We start from the raw sequence: 25,987 nt of genomic DNA on the forward strand, positions 1-25,987 counted from the left end.
GCTAGATCAACAGGGAGCAGAACAGCAGGTTTGCCGGTGGCGGCGGTGCTCGGAGACGATCGCGTTGCTTTTGCCGGGCCGTCATCGGCGACGACAGTGCAACAGCCGTTGGCAACACGGGGGGCAACGCCACCAGCGCGCTGGGCGGCACGGACAACGCAGGAAGCGCCGTGGGAGCGGAGGCGTCGGAAGCGCAATGCTTGGCGCATAGCGCACGGGACGCCGCGGTATGTTTCATCTGCGGGCAGGTTGACGCCATGGCCGCATCAGCCGCCGATACGCTCATGGCCATCGTTGGACCCATCGCGCCATCTGGCATGGTGCAGACGTAACCGGCAAGCGCCGACTGCAATCCCAGCATGAACAGCAATCCTCCCAGCAAGAACCAGCGCGTCAGGCGCGCGCGACGGATATCGCGCAAGCGCCAACGCGTTGGACCCAGCTTCGGGAGCGACAGGTGCGTCATGGATGCGGAGTGTACTACCGAAAAGAGGATGGCCTGCTGCAAGCATCATTCGTTCGGAAATACGGATGGTTACATCCATCCACTCGCGAATATCGTGGCATCCATCAGGCTTGGGGTGTTTCAGCAAGGCCATGAACCGGCCCTTTCGAATGGCGATGACCGATGATGGGTATCGCGGTTCTGAACCGGCGCAGATGCTCCGTTCAAGCCGGCACCTTGTTCATTTGCAACCAGCACTGCACTGGCGTAGGCCAGGATGAAATCCCAGCGGAAGATCGCCCCTCGCGCTCCGAACGAACCCTTATACACAACGTTTAGCCCATCTCCACACGCTTTGCGTCATGCCCGTGCGATGGTGGCAGCACCGTAGCCTCGGAGAAGCACCATGTCTGAAGCCAGCTACCACTGCGCCCACGCGGGTTGCCAATGCATGCTCACCCCGGAACAAGGCGAGTTTTGCAGTGACTATTGCAAGCAGGCAGCGCAGCTTCCCGCCACCGATGCGCCATGTGCATGCGGCCACCCGGCCTGCCAATCGCATGCGGCGCCTGAATTGCAATCGGATGGTTGAAGCAGCGGACGATTGTCACGGCGCCCCATCAAACTCGTTCGCCTGCGTCGCGTAGGCGTTCGCCAACGCCTTAAAGCACTCGTGACCGACAGATTGTGCCGCGCGCTTTATGCGAAGGTGCGGCTGTCGGGCGTGCCCATCCGTGTGATGACCGCGACACGCCCGACATGAAGTGAAGTAGCGCGGATCGCCTGGGAGGCACCCCAAACGATCCGCTGGCCACCACCAACTAACAAGGAGTCAACAGTGGTTACATCGAATCATACGGCACCTGCACGTCCTCGTGCCCCCGCCACGGTGCTTTTCCCCTACTTCACCGCTGCGCAGGCTGCGCAACGTCGAGCCAAAGTGGGCACTCGCCGAACCGGAAGCAGCTGATTCCGACTCAACGAGCAGGATTTTCCTGAAAGCCCTTCACGCCGCGTGCAATACGCGGCGTGACCTAAGCGTGTGGAGAACACCATGCAAGACATGCACGGCGGCCGCTGCGGTCCGCAACTCTATCTATTGTCCGAAGATGGCTACGAAGTCCTCAAGCACCTGCAGGACATGCTGCCCCTGATGGCGCTCATCACCTATAACGAAGAACACCTGGCGAACGACGACGACATGATGACCATCGGCCGCGCCGAGCTTTATTTCATCTTCCAGGCGATCAATACACAGATTGACGATGTGCTTGACCGCCTTGGCAACGAGAACTGGCTGGGCGCCCAAAGCCACACGCGGCAATAGCGGCTGCTATCCGACCGTGATGAACCAGGTAATAAAGCCCGTATTCACTACGGTAAAAATCATGCCTGCAATAAACGTGGTGTCTGCAAAATATTCCAGCCGATGATTGCGCTTGCGATTGCGCGTGCGCAATCCCCAATAGGAAAGCAACCCGGAAACCATATAGACCATCGCATTGATGGTAAGCAGATCATCGCCAAGCGTGTCTTTGCTTTTCAGCGTGATGACCACGCGCAAGATGCCCACGACAGTCAGGCAGACACCCACCATTACCGACGACGAACTGAAGATGTGGACGCAGATGTCGTCGACCAATGCGCGGGGTGGGATGTCTTCGGGTTCGGCTTCGAGGGTAGAAGGAGTGTTCATGGCTGCGTGTACCCCATGTGATATTCGAAGGCTATCCACGCCCAGCCGAGTGTACGACACGGGCGCAGATGACTTCCGGCCGCGTTCACTTCACCTGCGCTTCGCCGCCTTGAGCTGCGCGCGTCCATCTCATCATCTTTCGCGCTCGAAGTGGTGCTCGCAATGCAGATTCGGTCCATCCTTTGTCTGTCGATCCCTGCCCTCGCGCCATGCCCCGCAGGCGATCGGCCACTTCACACCGGCATGCGCTTCTGATGGGCTGAGCGTGGGCGTCTCGTCCAACGCGACGTAGATCCGGCGCCGACCCGGATGGCGGCCACCAATCCAACAGATCCTGGGGCTTGAGTTCGGTGGGAGCTTATTGTTCGCAATTCGCCAATTACGGATGTGCGTGACACAACTCGAGCTGGCCACTTATCCGCCAGGCTTCCTTGCTGTCCACAAGCGCGCCTTGTGTGGCCTCTTCGCGAGCCGTGGCTGAGCCGTCCGGGTAAAACCGCTTCTCAATGGCTGCGCCTGTTGTGCGCATCCCGCGGCGGCAGGCGTCGGAGAGAAGAATACAGAGTTGCGTGACGGTCATCACAGTATGGATCTGGAGCACGCTTCGCGCCAAAGGCGCGGCCTCGGATGGCATAAATCTTGATTGCATCAGCATGGTCGAGTACATTTCTCAGACCGCACGTTTCACGCAAGACGTTCCGGTGCGAGGTAAGCTCCGGCTGCGGATGGCGACGTGAAGATGGGCGGATAAATGGACGTGTCGGGTCGATGAACTCCGGCAAGGGGAGCAACGAGAACACTTCTTAGCGATGGGGCCGCCCGCAAACAGGACTCATCGCAGACCGCTGCAACACAGACCACAGCGACATCAGGGGGAGATGTGCCGCGTGTTTCTATTGCCATAGCGTTGGCCGTGTCCAGGGGCCAGCCTTTCTTATCGAAAACGCAGGATCGCCGGCATAGCGAGTCAGTGGCGCGCCGGGTCGATATCCCCATGTCGCGTTGTGCTTTGCGTCGCCCCGTTTCTGCTAGCGAACAGCCGCTCTTTGCAGTGGCTGCGTCGCGTGCGCTCCTTATACGGTGCGCCGCTACCGGAGAGTTGTCGTTATGAAGATCGCCCTGGAATTGCTCAAGCGGCTTGGCACGCGCGACAAGCGCAACACCCCGTCGGCCGTTACGCCGGCGCCCCTGCTGATGGCGCTTGAACCTCGCATCGTCTATGACGCGTCGGTGGCTGCGGTGGGGGCAGCACAGCATCATGTTGAGGCCAGCGCACACGTGGCCGGCATCCGGCCGCAAATCCTGCATGCGGCCGAACTTGTGCCAGCGGTTGGAAGCGACAGCGGTGACCACGCGCATGCAAACACGCAGGCACGCAGCCTTGCGCAGGCGCATCGCGATATAGGCAGCGGCCCCCAGGCCAGCCAGGTGGTTTTCATCAATTCCAACGTAGCCAACTACCAGGAGTTGATTACGGGCCTGCCCTCCGGCACGCGCTATGTCATATTGAATGCCAACCGCGATGGCCTTCAGCAGATCGCCCAGTATCTGCAGGAACACCCCGGAGTGAGCTCGATTCACCTGGTTTCGCACGGAACGGACGGTGCGTTTCAGGTCGGCGACACGTGGCTCAGTGAGAGCAGCCTGTCAGCGCACAGTGCCGAACTCGCACAGATCGGCGCGGCGATGAAGGCCGGTGGCGACTTCCTGATCTACGGCTGCGACGTCGCCAGAAACGCGGACGGCAAGGCGCTCGTGCAGCAGATCTCGTCGATTTCCGGCTTGAACGTGGCGGCATCGACCGACGCAACCGGCGCAACGACGCTGGGTGGGGACTGGGTGCTCGAATACGACGCGGGCACGGTCCATACGGGCGTGGTTTTCTCGGCCGCTTCAGAACGAAACTACGATCACGTTCTTTCTGCGTTCGACGAGACATATGACGGTTCAGTGGGCTTCGATACGGGCACGACGCCGGTCACATCGACGCCGCTCGGCCTTCTGACTTATACGGGAGATCAGGCGGTCGAGTATCAAGTCGTAAGTGGGTCGCTGCCGGCCAGCGGGTCGGGCGGCGAGCTTGTCGTCAACACCCAAGGCACGCAGATGTCGACGCTGACGATTCAGCGGCAAGACGGCAGTTCAATGGCGATAGAGAGCTTCGACATTGATATCTTCGTCAGCAACGAGGTGACGGTGCAAGCGCTCGACGGGTCTGGAAACGTCGTTGGGAGTGTCGTCCTCGATTTGACCGCTGGAGCCACTCCCTACACGCCGGGCCACATATCGAACAGTTCGCTCTTTCACGTCGATCTGTCCAGCAATGCCGCGTTCTCTCAAGTCAAGAGCATCAAGCTCGTCGAGACGAGCGGCAATGGTACGTTCCTCTCGCCCACGCTCGACAACTTCACGTATCTCGCGCCTTCGTCACCGCCAACGCTCACGGCTTCCGGCGGCACGACGTCGTTCGTGGCGGGTGACAACGTCGCGTCGACGCCGGTCGTCATCGACTCGGGCATCACGCTGGCCGATGGCAATTCGGCCACGGCGTTGAGCGCCACCGTGTCGATCACGGGCAATCTGCACAATACCGAGGACATGCTCAGCTTTACGAACACGAGTGGGGCGACGTACGGCAATATTGCGGCTGCCTACAACGCGACGACGGGCGTATTGACGCTTTCGTCAGCGAGCGGCACGGCGACGATCGCGCAATGGCAGGCCGCGCTGCGCGCGGTCACTTATACCGATACGGCCGTCACGCCGAATTCCGCCGCGCGAGCGATCAGTTTCGAGATCACCAGTGACGGCTTCACGGCCGGTAACACCACGACCAAAGCGGTCAGCGTCACCGATACGGACCAAACACCGATCGTCACGGCCACAGGCCGCACGACAAACTATAGCGAAGGCGCGGTGGCCATCACGATCGATAGCGGTATCACGGTCAGCGACTCCGACAGCACCACGCAAGCGTCGGGCATGGTATCGGTTTCGGGTGGTTTCCACAGCGGCGATACACTGGGTTTCACCAACAATGGCTCGACAATGGGCAACATCGCGGCCTCGTACAACGCAGCCACGGGGGTGATGACGCTGACGTCGGCGGGTGCGACGGCCACTGATGCCCAATGGGCGAACGCGCTCAAAGCCGTGACGTTCTCGAGCACGAGTACGACGTTCGGCGCGCGGACGATTTCGTTTGCGACGAGCGACGGCACAAAAACGAGCACGGCGGCGACCGATACGATCAACGTCGTGAACCCGGTGCAAGTCACGACCGATTCGGGTTCGGCCGCGTTCGTGGCCGGTGACAACACGGCGTCGACGCCGGTGGCGATTGATGCCGGCTTGACGGTGACGGACACCGCCGCCACGACTCTGGGTTCGGCGACGGTAGCGATCACAGGCAACTACACCAGCGGCGAAGATCTACTGACGTTCACCAACAACGGCACGACGATGGGCAACATCAGCGCGTCGTTCAACCCGGCGACCGGGGTCATGACGCTTACGTCGTCGGGCGCGACGGCGACCGTCGCACAATGGGAGAACGCGCTTCGATCGGTCACTTACACCGATACGGCAGTAACACCTTACAACGCGACGCGCACCGTCAGCTTCACCATAACAGACAGCCTGTCCAACACGAGCGCGACGTCCACGCGCACGGTCACTGTGACGGACACTGACCAGACACCCATCGTGACCACCACAGGCGGTACGACAAACTACGTCGGCGCGTCCTCGCCGGTGACGATCGACAGCGGCATCTTGGTCAGCGACCTCGACAACACGACGCAAGCATCAGGAACGGTATCGGTCAGCGGGGGCTTCCACAGCGGCGATACGCTGGGATTCGTCAACGACGGCTCGACGATGGGCAACATCACCGCCTCGTACAACGCGGCAACAGGAGTGCTCACGCTGACCTCCTCGGGCGCGACGGCCACCGATGCGCAGTGGGCCAGCGCCTTGAAGTCCGTAACGTTCTCCAGCACCAGTAACACCTACGGCAACCGCACGATTTCGTTCGCGACCAGCGACGGCACCAAGACGAGTACCTCCAGGACCGACACGGTCAACATCACGGAGCCGCCGACCATTACCACCGACTCCGGCTCGGCCGCGTTCGTGGCCGGCGACAATGTCACGTCGACGCCGGTCGCCATCGATGCTGGCCTGACTGTGACGGACGGCAGCGCCACCACGCTCGGTTCGACGACGGTCGCGATCACGGGGGGGTTCCATAGCGGCGAGGACGTGCTGGCGTTTACGAACAACGGCACGACCATGGGCAACATCACCGCCTCGTATAACGCAGCCACGGGCGTGATGACGCTGACCTCGGCCAGTGCGACGGCCACGCTGGCCCAATGGCAGAGCGCGCTTCAATCGGTCACCTACACCGACACGGCGATCACACCGAACAATACGACGCGCACGATCAGCTTCGCCGCGGTCGACGGCGTCGGCAACACGAGTGCGACGGCCACGCGCACGGTCACCGTCACCGATACCGATCAAACGCCGATCGTGACGACCACGGGCGGCACGACCAATTACGTCGGCGCGACATCGGCGGTAACGATCGACGGCGGGATTTCGATCACCGATCGCGACAACACCACTCAAACGTCGGGCACGGTATCGATCAGCGGGGGCTTCCATAGCGGCGACACGTTGGGCTTTACGAACAACGGCACCACCATGGGCAACATCATCGCCTCGTACAACGCGGCCACAGGAGTGCTGACGCTGACCTCCTCGGGCGCGACGGCCACCGATACGCAGTGGGCCAACGCGCTATCGGCCGTGACGTTCTCCAGCACCAGCAACACCTACGGCAACCGCACGATTTCGTTCGCGACCAGCGACGGGACAAAAACCAGCACCGCCGCGACCGATACAGTCAACATCACGGCACCGCCGACCGTCACCACCGATTCGGGCTCGGCCGCGTTTGTAGCCGGCGACAATACAACCTCGACGCCGGTAACCATCGATGCCGGCCTGACCGTAACGGACGGGAGCGCCACCACGCTCGGTTCGACGACGGTCGCGATCACGGGTGGGTTCCATAGCGGCGAAGACGTGCTGGCGTTTACGAACAACGGCACGACCATGGGCAACATCGCCGCCTCGTACAACGCGGCCACCGGCATACTCACCCTTACCTCCTCCGGCGCCACGACCACGCTGGCGCAATGGCAGAGCGCGCTTCAATCGGTCACCTACACCGACACGGCGATCACACCGAACAATACGACGCGCACGATCAGCTTCGCCGCGGTCGACGGCGTCGGCAACACGAGTGCGACGGCCACGCGCACGGTCACCGTCACCGATACCGATCAAACGCCGATCGTGACGACCACGGGCGGCACGACCAATTACGTCGGCGCGACATCGGCGGTAACGATCGACGGCGGGATTTCGATCACCGATCGCGACAACACCACTCAAACGTCGGGCACGGTATCGATCAGCGGGGGCTTCCATAGCGGCGACACGTTGGGCTTTACGAACAACGGCACCACCATGGGCAACATCATCGCCTCGTACAACGCGGCCACAGGAGTGCTGACGCTGACCTCCTCGGGCGCGACGGCCACCGATACGCAGTGGGCCAACGCGCTATCGGCCGTGACGTTCTCCAGCACCAGCAACACCTACGGCAACCGCACGATTTCGTTCGCGACCAGTGACGGGACAAAAACCAGCACCGCCGCGACCGATACAGTCAACATTACGGCACCGCCGACCATCACCACCGACTCCGGCTCGGCCGCGTTTGTAGCCGGCGACAATACACCCTCGACGCCGGTAACCATCGATGCCGGCCTGACCGTAACGGACGGCAGCGCCACCACGCTGGGATCGGTGACCGTCGCGATCACCGGTGGCTTCCACAGCGGTGAAGACGTGCTGGCGTTCACCAACGACGGCTCGACGATGGGCAACATCACCGCCTCGTATAACGCAGCCACGGGCGTGATGACGCTGACCTCGGCCAGTGCGACGGCCACGCTGGCCCAATGGCAGAGCGCGCTTCAATCGGTCACCTACACCGACACCGCGATTACGCCGAACAATGCGACGCGCACGATCAGCTTCACCGCCGTCGACGGCGCGAGCAACACGAGTGCCACGGCGACGCGCACGGTCACCGTCACCGACACCGACCAGACACCGATCGTGACGACCACGGGCGGCACGACGAACTACGTCGGCGGCACGTCGGCCGCGACCATCGACGGCGGCATTTCGGTCACCGACCGCGATAACACGACACAGTCGACGGGAACGGTCGCGATCACGAGTGGTTTTCACGCCGGCGACACGCTGACGTTCGTCAATAGCAGCTCGGCCACGTACGGCAACATCGTCGCCTCGTACAACGCAGCAACGGGAGTGCTGACGTTGACCTCCTCGGGCGGCACGGCTTCTGACTTGCAGTGGTCCAACGCGTTGAGCTCGGTGACGTTCTCGGCCGGCTCCAGCGCCACGCCCGGCACCCGCACCATTTCGTTCGCGACCAGCGACGGCGTGAAGAATAGTGCTGCGGCAACGGATACCGTGGCGCTGCTCGGCCCGCCGACGATCACGACCGATTCCGGCTCAGCCGCGTTCGTCGCGGGCGACAACACGGTGTCCACGCCGGTGGCGATCGATTCCGGGCTGACCCTGACGGACGGCGCCGCGCCCACGCTGGCCTCGGCGACCGTTGCCATCACCGGTAACTTCCATAGCGGCGAGGACGTTCTTGCGTTCACGAACACCAGTGCGGCCACCTTCGGCAACATTGCCGCGTCCCACAGCGCGTCAACGGGCGTGCTGACGCTGACGTCGTCAGGTGCATCGGCGACGCTTGCGCAGTGGCAGGCGGCGCTGGAGGCAGTCACATACACCGACACGGCCATTACGCCGAATACCACGACGCGCACGATCAGCTTCACTGCCCTCGATACCGGTGCCGTTACCAGCAACACGGCGACGCGTACGGTCACCGTCACCGACACCGACCAGACACCGATCGTGACGACCACGGGCGGCACGACGAACTACGTCGGCGGCACGTCGGCCGCGACCATCGACGGCGGCATTTCGGTCACCGACCGCGATAACACGACACAGTCGACGGGAACGGTCGCGATCACGAGTGGTTTTCACGCCGGCGACACGCTGACGTTCGTCAATAGCAGCTCGGCCACGTACGGCAACATCGTCGCCTCGTACAACGCAGCAACGGGAGTGCTGACGTTGACCTCCTCGGGCGGCACGGCTTCTGACTTGCAGTGGTCCAACGCGTTGAGCTCGGTGACGTTCTCGGCCGGCTCCAGCGCCACGCCCGGCACCCGCACCATTTCGTTCGCGACCAGCGACGGCGTGAAGAATAGTGCTGCGGCAACGGATACCGTGGCGCTGCTCGGCCCGCCGACGATCACGACCGATTCCGGCTCAGCCGCGTTCGTCGCGGGCGACAACACGGTGTCCACGCCGGTGGCGATCGATTCCGGGCTGACCATGACGGACGGCGCCGCGCCCACGCTGGCCTCGGCGACCGTTGCCATCACCGGCAATTTCCATGGCGGCGAAGACGTGCTCGCTTTCACGAATACGAATTCGGCGACATACGGCAATATCGCCGCCTCGTACAACGCGGCGACAGGTGTGCTGACGCTGACGTCGACGGGCGCGACGGCAACGTTTGCGCAATGGCAAAACGCGCTCGACTCAGTTACCTATACCGACACGGCCATCACCCCCAATACGGCGACGCGCACGGTCAGCTTTGCGGCCGTGGATACCAGCGCTGTCATAAGCAATACCGCCACCCGCACGGTGACGGTCACCGACACGGACCAGACCCCCATCGTGGCCACGTCCAGCGGCAGCACCTCCTTCGTGGCCGGCGACAACACTGCCTCGGCGCCAGTGCAGATCGACCACGGCATCACGCTCTCCGACCGCGACAACACCACACTGGCGTCGGCCACGGTCGCCATCACCGGCAATTTCAACGCCAGTGAAGACGTACTCGCGTTCTCCAACGACGGCGCGACCATGGGCAACATTGCCGCCTCGTACAACGCCGCCACGGGGATCATGACGCTGACCTCGACCGGCGCCACCGCCACCGTGGCGCAATGGCAGGCGGCCTTGGCCTCGATCACCTACACCGATACCGCCGTCACGCCGAACAACGCCACGCGCACCGTCAGTTTTGCGGTCAGCGACGGCCTGGAGACCAGCGTCGCCGGCACGAAATCGGTCACCGTTACCGATACCGACCAGACGCCGATCCTCACCACCCCCAGCGGGTCGGTCTCCTTTGTGGCTGCGGACAACGCCGTTTCGACCCCGGTGCTGATCGATACCGCCATCACGCTGTCGGACCGTGACAACACCACGCTGGCCTCGGCCACGGTCGCCATCACCGGCAATTTCCATAGCGGCGAAGACGTGCTCGCGTTCACCAACGACGGCGCGACCATGGGCAACATCAGCGCTTCGTACAACGCGGCCACCGGCGTGCTCACGCTCACCTCTTCCGGTGCCACCGCCACGCTGGGGCAATGGCAGGCGGCGCTGGATTCGGTCTCCTACACCGACACCACCGTCACGCCGAACAACGCCACGCGCACCATCGGCTTCGCCGTCAGCGACGGCATCAAGACCAGCGCCGCGGCGACGCGCACGGTGACGGTCACCGATACCGATCAGACGCCGATCGTCACCACGTCTACCGGCAGCGCATCGTTCGTGGCGGGCGACAACACCGTGTCCACGCCGGTACACATCGATAGCGGCATCGCGCTGTCAGACCGTGACAACACCACGCTGGCGTCGGCGACGGTCGCCATCACCGGCAACTTCCATAGCGGCGAGGACGTGCTCGCGTTCACCAACGACGGCGCGACCATGGGCAACATCAGCGCCTCGTACAACGCGGCCACCGGCGTGCTCACCCTCACCTCTTCCGGCGCCACCGCCACCATGGCGCAATGGCAAGCGGCACTGGCTTCGGTCACCTATACCGATACCGCCGTCACGCCGAACAACGCCACGCGCACGATCAGCTTCACCGTCAGTGACGGCGTCAAGACCAGCGTCGCCGGAACCAAATCGGTCACCGTCACCGATACCGACCAGACGCCGATCGTGACGACATCTACCGGAAACACGTCGTTCGTCGCTGGCGATAACGCCGCGTCCACGCCCGTGCAAATCGACGGCGGCATCGCACTCTCCGACCACGACAACACCACGCTGGCGTCGGCTACTGTCGCCATCACCGGCAATTTCCATAGCAGCGAAGACGTGCTCGCGTTCACCAACGACGGCGCGACCATGGGCAACATCGCCGCCTCGTACAACGCCGCCACGGGTGTCATGACGCTGACCTCGACCGGCGCCACCGCCACCGTGGCGCAATGGCAGGCGGCCTTGGCCTCGATCACCTACACCGATACCGCCGTCACGCCGAACAACGCCACGCGCACCGTCAGTTTTGCGGTCAGCGACGGCCTGGAGACCAGCGTCGCCGGCACGAAATCGGTCACCGTTACCGATACCGACCAGACGCCGATCCTCACCACCCCCAGCGGGTCGGTCTCCTTTGTGGCTGCGGACAACGCCGTTTCGACCCCGGTGCTGATCGATACCGCCATCACGCTGTCGGACCGTGACAACACCACGCTGGCCTCGGCCACGGTCGCCATCACCGGCAATTTCCATAGCGGCGAAGACGTGCTCGCGTTCACCAACGACGGCGCGACCATGGGCAACATCAGCGCTTCGTACAACGCGGCCACCGGCGTGCTCACGCTCACCTCTTCCGGTGCCACCGCCACGCTGGGGCAATGGCAGGCGGCGCTGGATTCGGTCTCCTACACCGACACCACCGTCACGCCGAACAACGCCACGCGCACCATCGGCTTCGCCGTCAGCGACGGCATCAAGACCAGCGCCGCGGCGACGCGCACGGTGACGGTCACCGATACCGACCAGACGCCGATCGTCACCACCTCAAGCGGCTCGGTCGTCTTCGGCGGCATTGGGCATACCTCGCCGGTGTTGATCGATCCCTACATCACCGTCTCCGACCGCGACAACGCCACGCTGGCGAGCGCCACCGTCTCCATCGTCGCGGGCCTGCGCCCCGGCGAAGACCGCTTGTTGTTCGTCAACGACAGCACGACCATGGGCGACATCACCGGTTCCTACAACGCGGCGACTGGTGTATTGACGCTCACCTCCGCCGGTAACACCGCCACGCTGGCGCAATGGCAAACTGCATTGGCCTCCGTGGCCTATACGGACATATCGCTTACGGCCGTCGCCGGCAACCGCACCATTGCGTTCGAAGTGAACGACGGCACGCTCGATAGCGCTGACACGATACGCTCGATCACCGTCAACGCCGCCTTCAAGGGCAGAACCGTCGTACCTGCCGAACCACCCGTGTTGCCTACCGCCACGCTGGTTCCGCCAAACACCGGGGAAATCCCGACAAGCGAACCGGTGGTGCTGACCGCGCTTGCCGCGGAATCCATGCCTGGCGAACCCATGCTGCCTTTCCACACCACCACCTTCACCGCACCGGGTGGGCAGCACGCCAACTCGCCTGACATGCTGGGTGGAACACAGGTCGGCGCGCAGTCGTGGATCATGCCCGCGCCGATTGCCGCACCGTTCAACGTGCCGGTCACCACCGAGCATCACGTTGCAGCGCCCGGCGCAAAGTTCACCCTGGCGCTCGTGCCTTGGGTGGACACAAACGCGCAGGTCATCGCCGTGACGCAAGGGGACGGCCGTGCCCTGCCCGACTGGCTGCACTACGACCCTGCAAGCCGCCAGCTGCAAGGTCATGCGCCGATGCATGGACACGGGCCGCACCAATTGTCCCTGGTTATCGCCACGCGCGACCAGCAGGGACATCAGCACTACCGCGAAGTCGTACTCGATTTCGGCGGCAAGCACGCCACCGTTCACCACGCCGCACGACATGCACCGCGCCATGCCGCAAAACTTTCGCTGAAAGAGCAATTCGAACGCGAGCAAAAGAGCTTCCATGTCGTTCGCCCCGCACCCGTGCAAACCGGAGCGCTCACGCTCAATGCCCGTACTTCGACGCCCGCCACGCATACCTGACACGATCATAGACAGGGACTATCACCGTGAATTCGTCTTCTTCTGCTGCGCATACCCATACCCGACTCGCCCGCACCCCGCTGGTGCTGGCGCTCACCGCCGCCACCGTATGGCTATCAGGATGCGCCATCCATCCCAAGCCGTTCTCCGCCGCCGAACGCAACCACATGGCTGCCAGCGAGCGGAGCGAATTATTTGCGCAACAGGATCCAGTGACCGGCCCGATCACGCTGGATGAGGCGATGGCGCGCGCGATCCGCTTCAACCTGGACAACCGGCAAAAAATGATGGAAGAAGCGCTGGCGCAGCGCCAACTCGATCTTGCCAATTTCGACCTGCTGCCCAAGCTGACCGCCGCCGCCGGCTACACCTCGCGCAATCGCGAACTAGCCTCACGCTCGGTATTGCTCAACAACCCCAATGAAACCACGGTGCCGCCGTCGTATTCCACCGACAAGGACATGCGCACCGCGGACCTGAGTTTTTCCTGGAACCTGCTCGATTTCGGCGTGAGCTATTTCGAAGCGAAAGAACAGGCCGACCGCGTGCTGGTGGTGCAACAGCGCCGCCGCAAAGTGGTGCAGTTGCTGATGCAACAAGTGCGCGAAGCGTATTGGCAGGCAGCCGGCGCCGAACGCGTTCACGATCGCATCGGCCCGTTGCTGAAGCAGGCAAGCGATGCACTGGAGGATTCCAGGCATGTCCAGCAAGCGAAACTGGCCTCGCCGCTGGACACGCTCAATTACCAGCACGAGCTGCTCGACATCATGCGGCAACTGGAATCAGTGCGCGATCAACTGGAGGAAGCCAAGCCGCGCCTCGCCTCACTCATGAATCTGGACCCCGGCAAGGAATTCACGCTGGCGCCACCGGGCGGCTTCGACGAGCCGCATTTCGCCATGCCCATGACGCAGATGGAAACCACCGCGCTACAGCGCCGCCCGGAATTGCTGGAGGCCGGCTACAACGAACGCATCAGCGTCGACGAAACACACAAAGCGCTGGCCAAGTTGCTGCCCGGCATCGAGGTGCAACTGGGCGACCACTACGACAGCAACAGCTTCCTCGCCTTCCACACCTGGCGCGACGCCGGCCTGAGCGTGAGCTGGAACTTGCTGAACGTGTTCAACATCAAAAACATCCGCGGCGAAGCCAAGGCTGAGCTGGATGTCGCACGCATACAGCGCGAAGCCCTGGCGATGGCCGTGTTGACGCAGGTACACGTCGCCAGCACCGACCTGACGGCCAAGCGCCGGCAGTTCGAGCTGCTCCAGCAGATGAACGACGTCGACCAGCAGATCCTGGAGCATACGCGCAACGCCGCCAACGCCAACGCCATCGGCAAGCTCAACGAAATCCGCGCGGCCGCCGGCGCGATGATGGCCGAGCTGCGCCTGTACGAAAGCTATGGCCAGCTGGAAAGCGCCTATGGGCAATTGCTGTCCACGCTTGGCCTGGATCCGGTACCCGATACCGTGCAATCGCACGACCTGACCACGTTGGAACAGGCGATCTCCCAAGAGCAGCAACACTGGGATTCGCTGGGCAAGGGAGATGAGAGCAAATCATGAGGTTGCATGGCTTTCTGCTTGCTTGCATCGCCGTGACGATGTGGCCGGCGCTACAGGTTTCAGCCGCCGATGTGCCGCATGCCGCGGCAGACGATGGACGCATCCGCATTCAGCTCGTGTCGCGCGACGAGGTGGAACTGTCCAGCGAGATTGCCGGCAAGATCGACAAATTACCGCTGCGCGAGGGCGACGCGTTCCGCGCCGGGCAACTGCTGGTATCGCTCGATTGCGCGCTGTACAACGCACAGCTGCACAAGGCGCAGGCCGATGCGGAAGCCGCCCAGGCACTCCTGCAAGTGGATACCAAGCTGGCCAAGCTCAATTCGGTCGGCGAGCTGGACGTCGAGCAGGCGCACGCGAAAGCCAAGGCCAGTGCGGCGGAAGTCGCCTACATGCAAGCCACCGTGCGCAACTGCACGATCAGCGCGCCCTTCTCCGGTCGCGTGGTGAAGCGCACGGCGGCACCGGGCCAGTTCGTCGAAGCGGGCAAGCCCGTGCTCACCATCGTCGACACCAGCCATCTGGAGTTGAAGATGATCGTGCCGTCGAAATGGTTGGCATGGCTGAAACCGGGGCACTCGCTCCGCGTGCAGGTGGACGAGGTGGGCAAGACCTACGATGCCCGCGTAGCACGCATCGGCGCACGCGTCGATCCAGTTTCGCAAACGGTGGACGTCACCGCGGCGCTGGTCAATGAAGCCCCCGAACTCTTGCCCGGCATGAGCGGCTGGGCCAAGTTCGCTACTCCTTAGCGTCATGACCGGGAACATCCATATCGACGCGACCCGGCTTGCACTGCTGTGGCAGCTGTCGGCACGCGCACGTGCGGCGGAGACCGAAGCGGCGCTCGCTTTTACGATCGTCAACGAGACGCAGGTACTCGTACCCTACCGCCAGGCTGCCTGGTGGCACGCGGGCGGTGCGCTGCCCGGTGCGGTCGCCGCAGTATCGGGTTTGCCGCAATGCGACCCGGCGGCACCCTATGTGCAATGGTTGAACGCGGTATGCCGGAGGTTGACGCGCCGGCCCGCACCACCACCGGAGACGCTGCAAGCGCCGGCGCCAGCCGGAGAAACACCGCAAGCACAGCCGCAAACATTCACCGCCGACGATCTACCGACCGAACTGGCGGCGGATTGGGCCGCATGGTGGCCGGCCCGCGCCTTATGGGTGCCTCTGATCGACGCACGCCAACGCATCCTGGGCGCGGTCTTGTTCGCACGCGAAGACCCGTTCAACCCGCAAGAAGTGGCCTTGCTGGCTGAGCTCGCGCATGTATGGGCTCACGCGCTGCGTGCCTTTGAGCCACAAATTTCGCCGTTTTCGCGCGCACTCGCCTCGCTGCGCCAAGGCAAGCTGCGCAAGCGGGTACTGATTGCGCTGGCGCTCGCCTGCGTCATGCCGGTGCCACTGAGCGTGCTGGCGCCGGCAGAGGTCACGGCCAAGGACCCATTTGTGGTGCGCTCGCCGCTGGATGGAGTGATCGATCGCCTGCAAGTGCAACCGAATCAGCATGTCGTTGCGGGAACGCCCCTGTTCTCGCTCGATGCGACCACTCTCGCCTCTCGCGATGCGCTGGCACGCAAAAATTTCGACGCTGCGCAGGAAGAGTATCGACAGACCGCGCAACTGGCCGTTACGAGCGATAAAGATCGCCTCGACATGGCCGTGAAGAAAGGCAAGCTCGATGCCAGCGCCGTCGAGCTCGATTACGCCGCCGCGCAGCTGGCGCGATTGCGCATCACCGCAACGCGCGCCGGCGTTGCGGTGTTCTCCGATCCGAATGACTGGGTGGGACGCGCCGTTTCCGTGGGCGAAAAAGTGATGCTGCTGGCTGATCCCGCACACGTAGAGCTGACCGCTTACCTGCCGGTAGCTGAAAACGTGGAAGTGAAACCGGGTGCCACGCTGACGCTCTACCCCAAGAGTTCGCCGCTGGTCAGTTACGCCGCACATGTCGACACGATTGCCTATCGCGCCGAACCGACGCCCGATGGCGTGCTGGCTTATCGCATCAAGGCAAGCTTTACCGGCGATGCGCCACGCCCCGAGCTTGGCATGATGGGCACCGCCCGCATCCACGGCCGCTGGGTACCTCTGGTGTATTACTTGTTGCGCCGACCGTTGGCGGCGACACGGCAATGGCTGGGCTGGTGATGGCCCGCCTGCCTTCATTGCGCCAGGAACTCAGCTTGACGCGCGGCGCCGCCGCGCTGGACGGTTCACCAACGTGGATGCTGCACGATCCGGCAGCCAACCTTTTCTTTCAGCTTGGCTGGCCCGCTTTCGAAATGCTCTCGCGTTGGCCGCTCGACGATCCGGGCAAGATCGTCGACGCCATCAATGCCGAGACAACACTGACGGTAAGCCTCGATGATTTCGAGGCGTTGGTGCATTTGCTGTATCGAGCGAACCTGTTCGTGGCCGCCACGTCCAGTGACGCCGAGCGCCTGCGCGCCGTGGCCGAGGCCCATCGGATGACGCACGCGATGTGGCTGCTCAAGCATTACCTGCTGATCCGTATTCCGCTGTGGCATCCGATGCCTTTGTTGCGCCGTTGCTCACGGTATATCGAATTCGTCTACCGGCCTGCATTCTGGATCATCGTCGGCGTCTGCGCCCTCCTCGGCCTGGCGCTCGTTTCACGCCGCTGGGATGCATTTGCGCACACATTCCGCGCCTACGCCGACTGGCACGGACTTGTCGCTATCGGCCTTACGCTTGCATTCGCCAAGGTATTGCATGAATTCGGCCACGCGTTTACCGCCTACCGTTACGGCTGCCGCGTACCGGTCATGGGCTTCGCATTGCTGGTGATGGTGCCGATGCTGTACACCGACACCACCGAAGCCTGGAAAGTACAGAGCCGGCGGGAGCGCTTGCAGATCGGCGCAGCGGGCATGCTGGCGGAACTTGCCTTGGCCGCGTTCGCCACGCTGGCGTGGAGCCTGCTGCCCGACGGGCCGCTCAGCGCCGCGGCATTCTTGCTCGCCACCACCACGTGGATCAGTACAGTGACGATCAATGCCAGCCCGTTCATGCGCTTTGACGGTTACTTCTTGCTATCCGATTGGCTGGGCATGCCGAACCTGCACGACCGCGCTTTTGCCTTCGGTCGCTGGTGGATGCGCGAATGGCTGTTTGGACTGGGAGAACCGCAGCCCGAACCCTGCACACCACGGCGTCGCCGCTTTCTGATCGGCTTTACTTATGTGACCTGGCTGTACCGGTTGGTGGTGTTCTTCTCGATTGCGCTGATCGTCTATCACACCTTCTTCAAGGCGCTGGGCATCTTGTTGTTCTGCGTAGAGTTCGGCTGGTTCATCGTGCGGCCGATCACCGGCGAAGCGGTCGCGTGCTGGCGCCGCCGCCGCCAACTTACGTGGTGCAGCCAGACGCTGCGCACCGTCATCCTCGCTACACTGCTGTTCGCATGGCTGGTATTGCCATGGCACGGTGGGGTGGGTGCACCGGCCGTGTTCGGCCCATTGCGCGCACAAGGGCTTTACGCCCCGGAAGCGGGTTACATCTCCGCTGCCACACCGTTGCCGCACGATGGTGCGCATGTACGCGCAGGGGACGTGCTTGCGATACTCGTTTCTCCCGAGCTGGATTATCGGCTGAAGATCGCGCGCGTGGACGAAGCGCAACTGCGCTGGCAAGTCGAACAGCAACCCTTCGACCAGCAATTGCTGCAAGAAGGCGTCGCTCTGCGCAAACGCTGGGAGGCCGCACGCGAAACGGTTGCAGGATTGGAACGCCAAACGGAGCAGCTGACGCTGCGCGCTCCCTTTGATGGCACGGTGCAACGCCTCGGCGAAGGACTTTCCGCCGGCACCTGGCTGCCACGCGGCGATCATGTGTTTGACGTGATCGGCCCGGCTGGAATCAAAGGCGAAGCCTTTGTCGGCGAAAACGACATAGGCCGTGTTGCCCCCGGCGATACCGCGAGCTTCGTCGCCTCGGTCGCGGAAATGGGCGCCCTGCACTGTCGGGTGACAGCTGTCGACAAGGTCAATCTGTCTATGCTCGACGAGCCAGCTATCGCTAGCGTGTACGGGGGACCGATACCAGCGCAGAAGCAGCCTGGCACCCAACAGATCGTACCGCTTGCAGCCACCTATCGCGTGCGTGTGGGCGATTGCGATGGACATGCGTCGCTCGCGCGGCAAATGCTGGGGCGCGCCATCCTGGGGAATGCCCGCGAAAGCTATGCCTGGCGCGCGTTGATGCGGGTAACCGCGATGGTGGAGCAAGAGGCTGGCAGTTGATCGAAAGCGGTATGTGTGAGTCTGTAATTTGAACTGTTGGTGAAGCCCACGCTCAGCGCGTCGTCGCTCAGGTGGCTGGCGAATTGCCCCTGGTAATCCAGATACAAGCTCCACGCGATGATTTGTCTTACGGCTTCGCCGTTGGGGCGTTTTGCGCGGGTGGTTTGCACTTGCTTCCCCTGCAGATGATTTCCGGCCGCGTTCACTTCAGCTGCGCTTCATCGCCTTGATAGGCCCGCTTGCGAAGAGCCTCGTACAGCTGCCCCGGTCCCAGCAGAATATCCACCAGAGCATCCTGAGTGCGTGAGGATTTCAGAGCCTGCGTACTCATCACTGAGTGGGCATCCAACGCATCGATGATGGCGTGCACCAGGGCCTCACGCAGGTCCGGTGAGCTGGCGAACTGCTCTTTGCTATTGCTGCCCGCCTGCTGCACAAGGGTGTCGTTCTCCAGCAGCTTGCCCTTAAGCACGCCGTTGACGTAAATCAGCTGATCGCCGTCGCTGAGCTGCCCTTCGAACAGCCCGTTCACCCGCTCGATGATCTCCTCAAGCCGCGCCTTCTCCTTGTCCTGCACCGAACCACTACCCACCGCATCAAGCGGCGGTAGCTTGTAATCACCCTGATCATCCCTGAGGTTGAGCGGCTGCCGTCCAGCACTACGCAGGGTGTGGTGAGTCAATACCACCTTGGACAGGTCCACCGTTTCACGTTCGCGACCGAATTCCAGCAAAGGGAGCAGCCGCTTGTAGAAGAGGAAGCGCTTCTCGATGTCAGTATTGCCGTAATCGATCATCTGGGAGAGGAAAGCGTATAGGCGCACGTAGGCGCCCATATCGCCCTTGAACAGCTGCAGCGCATCCATGATGTCCTTCTGCGTCTGGGCTGCAGCCTCGTCACCGCTGCCCAGCGCATCGGCCCGCGCTAGCTGGGCAGCGCGATAACGCTTGAGCAAGCGGTCGGCAACCGGTGCCATGGCAGCGCTGAGCAGGGCCTGCGTGGCGTTGGGATCGGTCTCGATCTTCGCCACCCGCTCCACCTCGAAATCATCGTAATGGCCGCCGGCATCGAGCTTGGCGCGCAGGTCGAAGACCAAGTGCGGATCGGTGGCCGCTTCCAGCTCGGCGATGGCGTAGTAGGTCTTGAAGGCTTTCAGGATCTCGGCTGCATCGTTGACGAAGTCGAGGATGTAGGTGGTGTCCTTGCCCGGATGGGCACGGTTGAGTCGCGACAGCGTCTGCACCGCCTGGATGCCGCCGAGCAGCTTGTCCACGTACATGCCGCACAACAGTGGCTGATCGAAACCAGTCTGAAACTTGTTGGCCACCAGCAGCAGGTGGTAGTGCGACTGCGCAAAAGCGTCACGGATGTCGCGCCCCTTTAGGCCCGGATTGAGGTCCGAGCTGGTCTCGGTGACCGGTTCGGGGAAACTATCCGGATCGTTCACCTCACCGGAAAATGCCACCAGCACGCCGAGCGGATAGTTCCGCCGCGCGATGTACTCGCGTACCGCCTTCTGCCAACGCACGGCCTCCTTGCGGCTGCTTACAACCACCATCGCTTTCGCGTTGCCATTCAATAACGGCTGCACGTGCTCGCGATAGTGTTCCACCACGATCTGCACTTTGGCCGCGATGTTGTAGGGGTGCAGGCGTACCCACTGCATAATCCCCTTCATCGCCGCGCTGCGTTCCACCTCGGTCTGGTCGTATTCCTTGCCCTCATGGGCCAGCTTGAACGCCAGCTTGTACGGCGTGAAGTTGCGCAGCACGTCGAGGATGAAACCCTCTTCGATCGCCTGACGCATCGAATAAACATGGAACGGTAGAGGCAGCCCGTCAGGCCCAGGCCGCCCGAACAACTCCAGCGTCTTGGCCTTGGGCGTGGCGGTGAAAGCCACGTAGGTCAATCCGTGCTGACCACCGGCACGCGCAGCCATGCCCGCGGCCAACATGGTCTCGGTATCTACCTCACCGCCATCCTGCAACTCGGCCCATTCCTGTGCGCTGAGCAATTGCTTGAGCTTGGCGGCGGACTCGCCAGTCTGCGAGCTATGCGCCTCATCGGCGATCACCGCGAAACGCTTGCCCTCAGTCGCGGCTAGCTCCTGCACCGCCTGCAACGCGAAGGGGAAAGTCTGGATGGTGCAGACGATGATCTTCTTGCCATCCTTCAGCGCCTGTCCCAACTGCGCGCTCTTACTGCCGCGTTCGCTGGTGATGGTTTCCACCACGCCAGCTGTGCGCTCGAAATCGAAGATCGCCTCCTGCAGTTGCGCGTCCAGCACGTTGCGGTCGGACACCACCAACACGCTATCGAACAGCTTGGTATTCCTGTCATCGTGCAGGTCGGCGAGAAAGTGCGCGCTCCAGGCGATGGAGTTGGTCTTGCCCGAGCCTGCCGAATGCTGGATGAGATACCGCTGCCCCGGCCCGTTCGTACGCACGTCGGCTACTAGCTTCCGCGTCACATCGAGTTGGTGATAACGCGGAAAGATCACGCTGGTCAGACGCTTCTTGTCGTCGCGCTTGCCGATCAGGTAGCGACCCAATATCTCCAGCCAGCTATCGCGTGCCCACACCTGCTCCCATAAGTAAGCGGTGGCGAAGGCATTTGGGTTCGGCGGATTACCCGCGCCGCCATCGTGACCAAGGTTGAACGGCAGGAAACTTGTGTCTTTGCCGGCCAGCCGGGTGGTCATCATTGCCTCGGCCTGGCTCACCGCGAAATGCACCAACGCACCGCCGGGGAATGACAGCAGCGGTTCGATCACGCCGCCTTTGGGATACGGATGCCGGTCGTAGCGGTATTGGTCAACCGCGTCGCCCACGCTCTGAGTGAAGTCGGATTTCAGCTCAGCCGTCGCCACCGCGATGCCGTTGACGAACAGCACCAGGTCCAATGCATCGTGTGGATTATTGGGTGAGTGCTTTACCTGACGCACGACCCGCAGGCGGTTGGCGCCGTAGCGCTTCTGCAGTTCGGGATTCACCGCCAGCGCAGGCTTGAACAGTGCCAGCGCCAGCGGCGCTTTCAGCCCGATCATTTCAACGCCCCGGCGCAGTACCTCCAGCGTGCCACGCTCGTCCAGATTCTTGCGTATGCGCTCGGCGATGCGACCCGCGGCGGCCGCACCGTGCGCCTTGCTCAGACGTTCCCAGCTGTCCGGCTGGGTCGCCTCGATCCATGCGATCAGGTCCGGCAGATAGAGGGCATGCGTGCGGTCATAGTGCTGGGCGTCGCCTTCGGCGTAGTGCCAGCCGTGAGTAGCGAGGTGTTCGCAGATCTCGCGCTCGAAGTGGTGCTCGCGGTGCAAATTCATGTCCATCCTTCCCCCTGTCGATTCCTACCCTTGCGCCATCGCCCGCAAGCGATTGGCCACTACATCCGCGCGCTCGGGCTCGGCAATCAAGCCCGGCAGTACATCGAGGAAGCCGGGCCGCGCCAGCAAATCGGCCAACGCTGCGGCGATGGCGTGCTGCACATCCGGCAACGCATCGGCCAGCTCTCGCACCAATTCCTCGCGCCCATCGACGATGTTCAACACGTCTTCCAGATCGTGGCTGGCGAGGATGTCTCCCCGACCGCGGCTCACGAACGCCTCCAGCTTAGTCGCCACGAAGGCCACTGCCGTCGCCAGTCGGATGTGTAGGCCGTTCCCGAGCGGGATCCTTTGCGCAGTCGCCACCGCATAGGGATACCAACGATTGGCAAACCCCAGCACGGCCGGATTCTCAGGCATCAGGTCGAACACCACGCCGGAGTCGCGGTGGATCCAGCGACAGATCACGCCGCTGTCCGCATCCTCATGAAAGCCCCTGCGCGTCAGCTCGCGTTGCACGCGCTGGAATTGCGCCCGCTCGGCCTGCACTACCGCGTCCACATCGCGGGTCGCGCGTACACCCTCGGCCAGCGGGTCCGTCACCAGCAGCCCCGCCACGGCGCCACCCAGAAACACTACCTGCTCCCTCAAATCGCCCAGCGCCTGCGCGATCGTGCGCAAGCTGGGCAGGTTCGGATCATCCCGCCGCATCCATGTTCTCCAGTTCCTTGGTCAATAAGTCCGTCGCCAATGATCGCTCGCGCGCGCGCCCAGCGCGGATCGCATCTTGCAAGGCCAACAGCCGATGCAGCGCGGGATCGATCAGTGCGGCTTGCGGTGCCGACCGATAGATCGGCGACAGGCTCGGCCCCTTGGCCTTGCCCGCCGGATGCGTCCACACCGGTGCTTCGCCGGCTGCAGCGGAAATCTTCCCGGCCAGCGGTTCCACGCCGAACGATGTCGGCACGCCTCGCTTCACCGGCCCTGGTTGCGCCGGCCAGACGTAGCGCACGCCGTGCACGGCGAACTCGGCCAATGCCGGACGCACCGGCGCCCAATCGCCGCGGCCACGCGCTACCGCCAGGCCAGCGGCTACCGCTCGCGTCACACAGGCATGCGCTTCCGAGGCACTCAGTGTCAGCGCCTCGCCCAGTGCGGCATAGGTCCAGCGCTGACCCGGATGGGCAGCCACCTTCAGCAGTACCAGCAGGTCTTGCGGCTTGAGTTCCATCGCAAAGGCTCATTGTTCGCAATTCGCGAATTGCGAATATGCATGGTGTGGCCCTGGCTGGCAACTTATCCCACCAGGCTTCCTTGCTCCCCGCTAAGCGCACTCTCCAGCCAATCCGCATAGCTGAGCTCCGTTCCCTTGAGCATCCAGCTTGTCCTTCCGTTATCGGGCCGACCGAAAATGACCGCGGAGGCGGCGCTCGGGCTGCTGAAAGCGGTGTTGCGCGCGAAGACCAATGCCCCCTTGCCATCGGGAACCAAGGCCCCCTCTTCCTCCAACGCCTGGCGCAGTGCTTTGTATCCGTGCCCTACGCCCGTCCACGCCGCTTTAGCTTTGGATCCCTGAAGCACGACAAACGCGTCATCCAGCATGCGGGCTTCTGCTTGAAGATTGAGTTTGGCGCTCGAAAGCTCAAACTCCACGGGCTGGTCACCGGCGCTTTGCAAGGCGAGCTTCCTGGCGATCGTCGCTTGCGGACTTTCCCGATCTTCAAGCCGCCATTCCTGCTCAAGCAATTCCATCAACTGAGTCTGTCGATCCTCAAGCTCCGTAGCGGTCCATTCCGCACGGCCCAAAACCTGTGTTGTAAGAGCAAAGGGGCTCACTCCTCCTTTGGCGAAATACGCTGACTTCTTGCGATCGAAGTCGTAGTTATTCGCCGCGCTGTTCTTCTTGCGGGTCAACAGCGCGAGATTGCCAAGCCGATGCACCCACTGCAGACGCACCTGAGGCGATGGCAGCCACGCCATCCATTTGCTGTCCGGCTTCGGTTGCTGTGGCAACACATGTTCCACAGTGATGACATCATGGTCGTAGATGGCACCACCGCCCGAAACCAGCTCATCCAAACGCAAAAGAATGACCGCCAGCGCCCTGGCCGAATGTGTGTCGTACAACGGACCGTTGAGTGCCTCGTAGGTCTCGAACTGCTCCTTGACAGAAAGTTGCAACGGCGATTCCGGGGAGTAGAGATCCCGCCGCTGCTCGATCGCCTCCGTGAGTGAAGAAAAGCGCTCAATGCGTTCGTTCACCCCCGACCGACGTATCAGCATCGAGTAGGCAAGCCGCTCCAGATCGCGGAAGAACCGTAGCATCGCCTCCGGCTCATTGCGGTGCAGTGAGAAATAAGTGAGAGCCGGTGGAACCCAGTCCTTGAACTCGATTCGATTCAGCCAGCTAAAAGCCTTGTTGACCGCTTCGGCGTGCTTCTGGCTAGCGTAATCAGCATCTGTGATCTCGCGGAACGCCTCCGCCATCGGTTCTAGCACGTCATCGACAAAGATCCGAGGATTGGGCGGCCCCACGTGATCGCGGAATTCACGGAGCAGCGTCCCTTTGGATTTGGCCTTTCGATAAACCATGCGAATGTGGCTGAACAAATCGCCGAAGCCATCGCGCCCCAAGTCTTCTTCCAGTTGCTCCCACTTTTCCGTGTAGTCATCGCGACTATCTTCCTCGATGGCACCAATGATCTCGGCCTTGAGAATGTCTGTGGCACTGAGGTCGAGGCCTCGGCTGTTCATCACGCCGAAGATCCTATACGCCGAATCGAGGTCCGGAGTGGCCACTGTTACCAGATAGCAGCGCGTCGCGATGAACTGCACCAATCGGACGAGCGTTGCGGTATCCAAAGCGGCGAGAGAAGTCATGAAGAGCCGTGCATTCGCCCGAAGACGGGAGCGACTGTCTGAGAGCACATCGTTGAGTGCTATCAGCTTCTCTATGCCCCCCTCATGCTGCACGAATTCCCGGAAGAACTGGCGATCACGCTCACGAAGCGATACCCGGTAGTGGTTTGCTGTGGCGGTGACCACGTCACCTTGCTCGTAGATACGCTTGGTGATGCCCTTGCGCACATTGTCGTCTTGCACCGTTGTCCGGATGCAGGCAAGCAGCAGTGTCAACGTCGTCAATCGTTGTTGACCATCCACGACCGTGGCATCGGAGACGGCTTCGCGCTTGATAAGCACGATGCTCCCCAGGAAATAAGGCGCTATCTCGTCAAGCTTGACATTCCCAGCGCGCATATAGCTCAGAAGATCGTCGAGCAACTCTTGCGCCTGATCCGTACCCCAGGCGTAGGGGCGCTGGTAACCGGGAATCGTGAAAACGTAATCGTCGCTGAAAATCTTGGCCAGCGGTTGTTCCTTCGCCGAAAGTGTGCTCGTCATGCGTGTCCCCCTGATGACCGTTTGTATCGACTGGAAAATCTCATGCCCCGAACGGCTTACTCATCCAACTTCCACGAGTTGATGCACCTCAGTGCATCTTGCCGGTCAGTCCTTATATAGATC

At 62.5% G+C, this 25,987-nt stretch carries 12 protein-coding genes; 6 read left to right on the forward strand and 6 right to left on the reverse strand.

What is annotated here, in order from left to right; translation table 11 throughout:
* Nucleotide 1: 1 nt before the first annotated feature.
* The gene (locus V7M64_RS01645; protein WP_333676575.1) at nt 2–421 is read right to left on the reverse strand and encodes a hypothetical protein; all 420 of its coding nucleotides are present in this window, start codon (nt 419–421) and stop codon (nt 2–4) included.
* Nucleotides 422–1,499: 1,078 nt separating this feature from the next.
* Here V7M64_RS01645 and V7M64_RS01650 point away from each other — a divergent pair.
* Nucleotides 1,500–1,772, forward strand: a complete 273-nt coding sequence (locus V7M64_RS01650; protein ID WP_333676576.1) for a hypothetical protein — start codon at nt 1,500–1,502, stop codon at nt 1,770–1,772.
* Nucleotides 1,773–1,778: 6 nt separating this feature from the next.
* On the opposite strand, the gene V7M64_RS01655 is transcribed toward V7M64_RS01650, so the two are convergent.
* Nucleotides 1,779–2,141 carry a hypothetical protein gene (locus V7M64_RS01655; protein ID WP_333676577.1) on the reverse strand — a complete coding sequence of 121 codons (363 nt, stop codon included), beginning with the start codon at nt 2,139–2,141 and terminating at the stop codon, nt 1,779–1,781.
* 1,107 nt (nt 2,142–3,248) lie between these two features.
* Here V7M64_RS01655 and V7M64_RS01660 point away from each other — a divergent pair.
* Genes V7M64_RS01660 through V7M64_RS01680 form a run of 5 tightly spaced genes read left to right on the forward strand, consistent with a single transcriptional unit; the run spans nt 3,249 to nt 19,140 of the window.
* Nucleotides 3,249–13,298: a DUF4347 domain-containing protein gene (locus V7M64_RS01660; RefSeq protein ID WP_333676579.1), complete on the forward strand. Its 10,050-nt coding sequence runs from the start codon at nt 3,249–3,251 to the stop codon at nt 13,296–13,298.
* Nucleotides 13,299–13,324: 26 nt separating this feature from the next.
* Nucleotides 13,325–14,869, forward strand: a complete 1,545-nt coding sequence (locus V7M64_RS01665; RefSeq protein WP_333676581.1) for a TolC family protein — start codon at nt 13,325–13,327, stop codon at nt 14,867–14,869.
* Nucleotides 14,866–15,621: an efflux RND transporter periplasmic adaptor subunit gene (locus V7M64_RS01670; protein ID WP_333676582.1), complete on the forward strand. Its 756-nt coding sequence runs from the start codon at nt 14,866–14,868 to the stop codon at nt 15,619–15,621. Before V7M64_RS01665 ends, V7M64_RS01670 begins: the two co-directional genes overlap by 4 nt.
* A gap of 4 nt (nt 15,622–15,625) precedes the next feature.
* Nucleotides 15,626–17,026: an HlyD family efflux transporter periplasmic adaptor subunit gene (locus V7M64_RS01675; protein ID WP_333676584.1), complete on the forward strand. Its 1,401-nt coding sequence runs from the start codon at nt 15,626–15,628 to the stop codon at nt 17,024–17,026.
* A complete protein-coding gene (locus V7M64_RS01680; protein ID WP_333676586.1) occupies nt 17,026–19,140 on the forward strand; it encodes an HlyD family efflux transporter periplasmic adaptor subunit in 2,115 nt (704 codons plus the stop codon). Before V7M64_RS01675 ends, V7M64_RS01680 begins: the two co-directional genes overlap by 1 nt.
* 202 nt (nt 19,141–19,342) lie before the next feature.
* Here V7M64_RS01680 and V7M64_RS01685 read toward each other — a convergent pair whose 3' ends face one another.
* The 4 genes from V7M64_RS01685 to V7M64_RS01700 all read right to left on the reverse strand — a co-directional run bounded on the left by V7M64_RS01685 (nt 19,343) and on the right by V7M64_RS01700 (nt 25,864).
* Entirely contained in the window at nt 19,343–22,462 is a 3,120-nt protein-coding gene (locus V7M64_RS01685) for a DEAD/DEAH box helicase family protein (protein ID WP_333676588.1), read from the reverse strand.
* A 24-nt stretch (nt 22,463–22,486) separates the two neighbouring features.
* Nucleotides 22,487–23,173, reverse strand: a complete 687-nt coding sequence (locus V7M64_RS01690; protein ID WP_333676589.1) for a hypothetical protein — start codon at nt 23,171–23,173, stop codon at nt 22,487–22,489.
* Nucleotides 23,160–23,693 (reverse strand): MarR family transcriptional regulator, encoded by a 534-nt coding sequence (locus V7M64_RS01695; RefSeq protein ID WP_333676590.1) that lies wholly within the window; start codon nt 23,691–23,693, stop codon nt 23,160–23,162. Before V7M64_RS01695 ends, V7M64_RS01690 begins: the two co-directional genes overlap by 14 nt.
* Before the next feature lie 65 nt (nt 23,694–23,758).
* On the reverse strand, nt 23,759–25,864 hold the full coding sequence (locus V7M64_RS01700; protein ID WP_333676591.1) for a DUF262 domain-containing protein: 2,106 nt from the start codon (nt 25,862–25,864) through the stop codon (nt 23,759–23,761).
* Between the last annotated feature and the right edge of the window lie 123 nt (nt 25,865–25,987).

The sequence above is a fragment of the Dyella sp. genome, assembly GCF_036746095.1.
Classification (GTDB): Bacteria; Pseudomonadota; Gammaproteobacteria; order Xanthomonadales; family Rhodanobacteraceae; genus Dyella_B.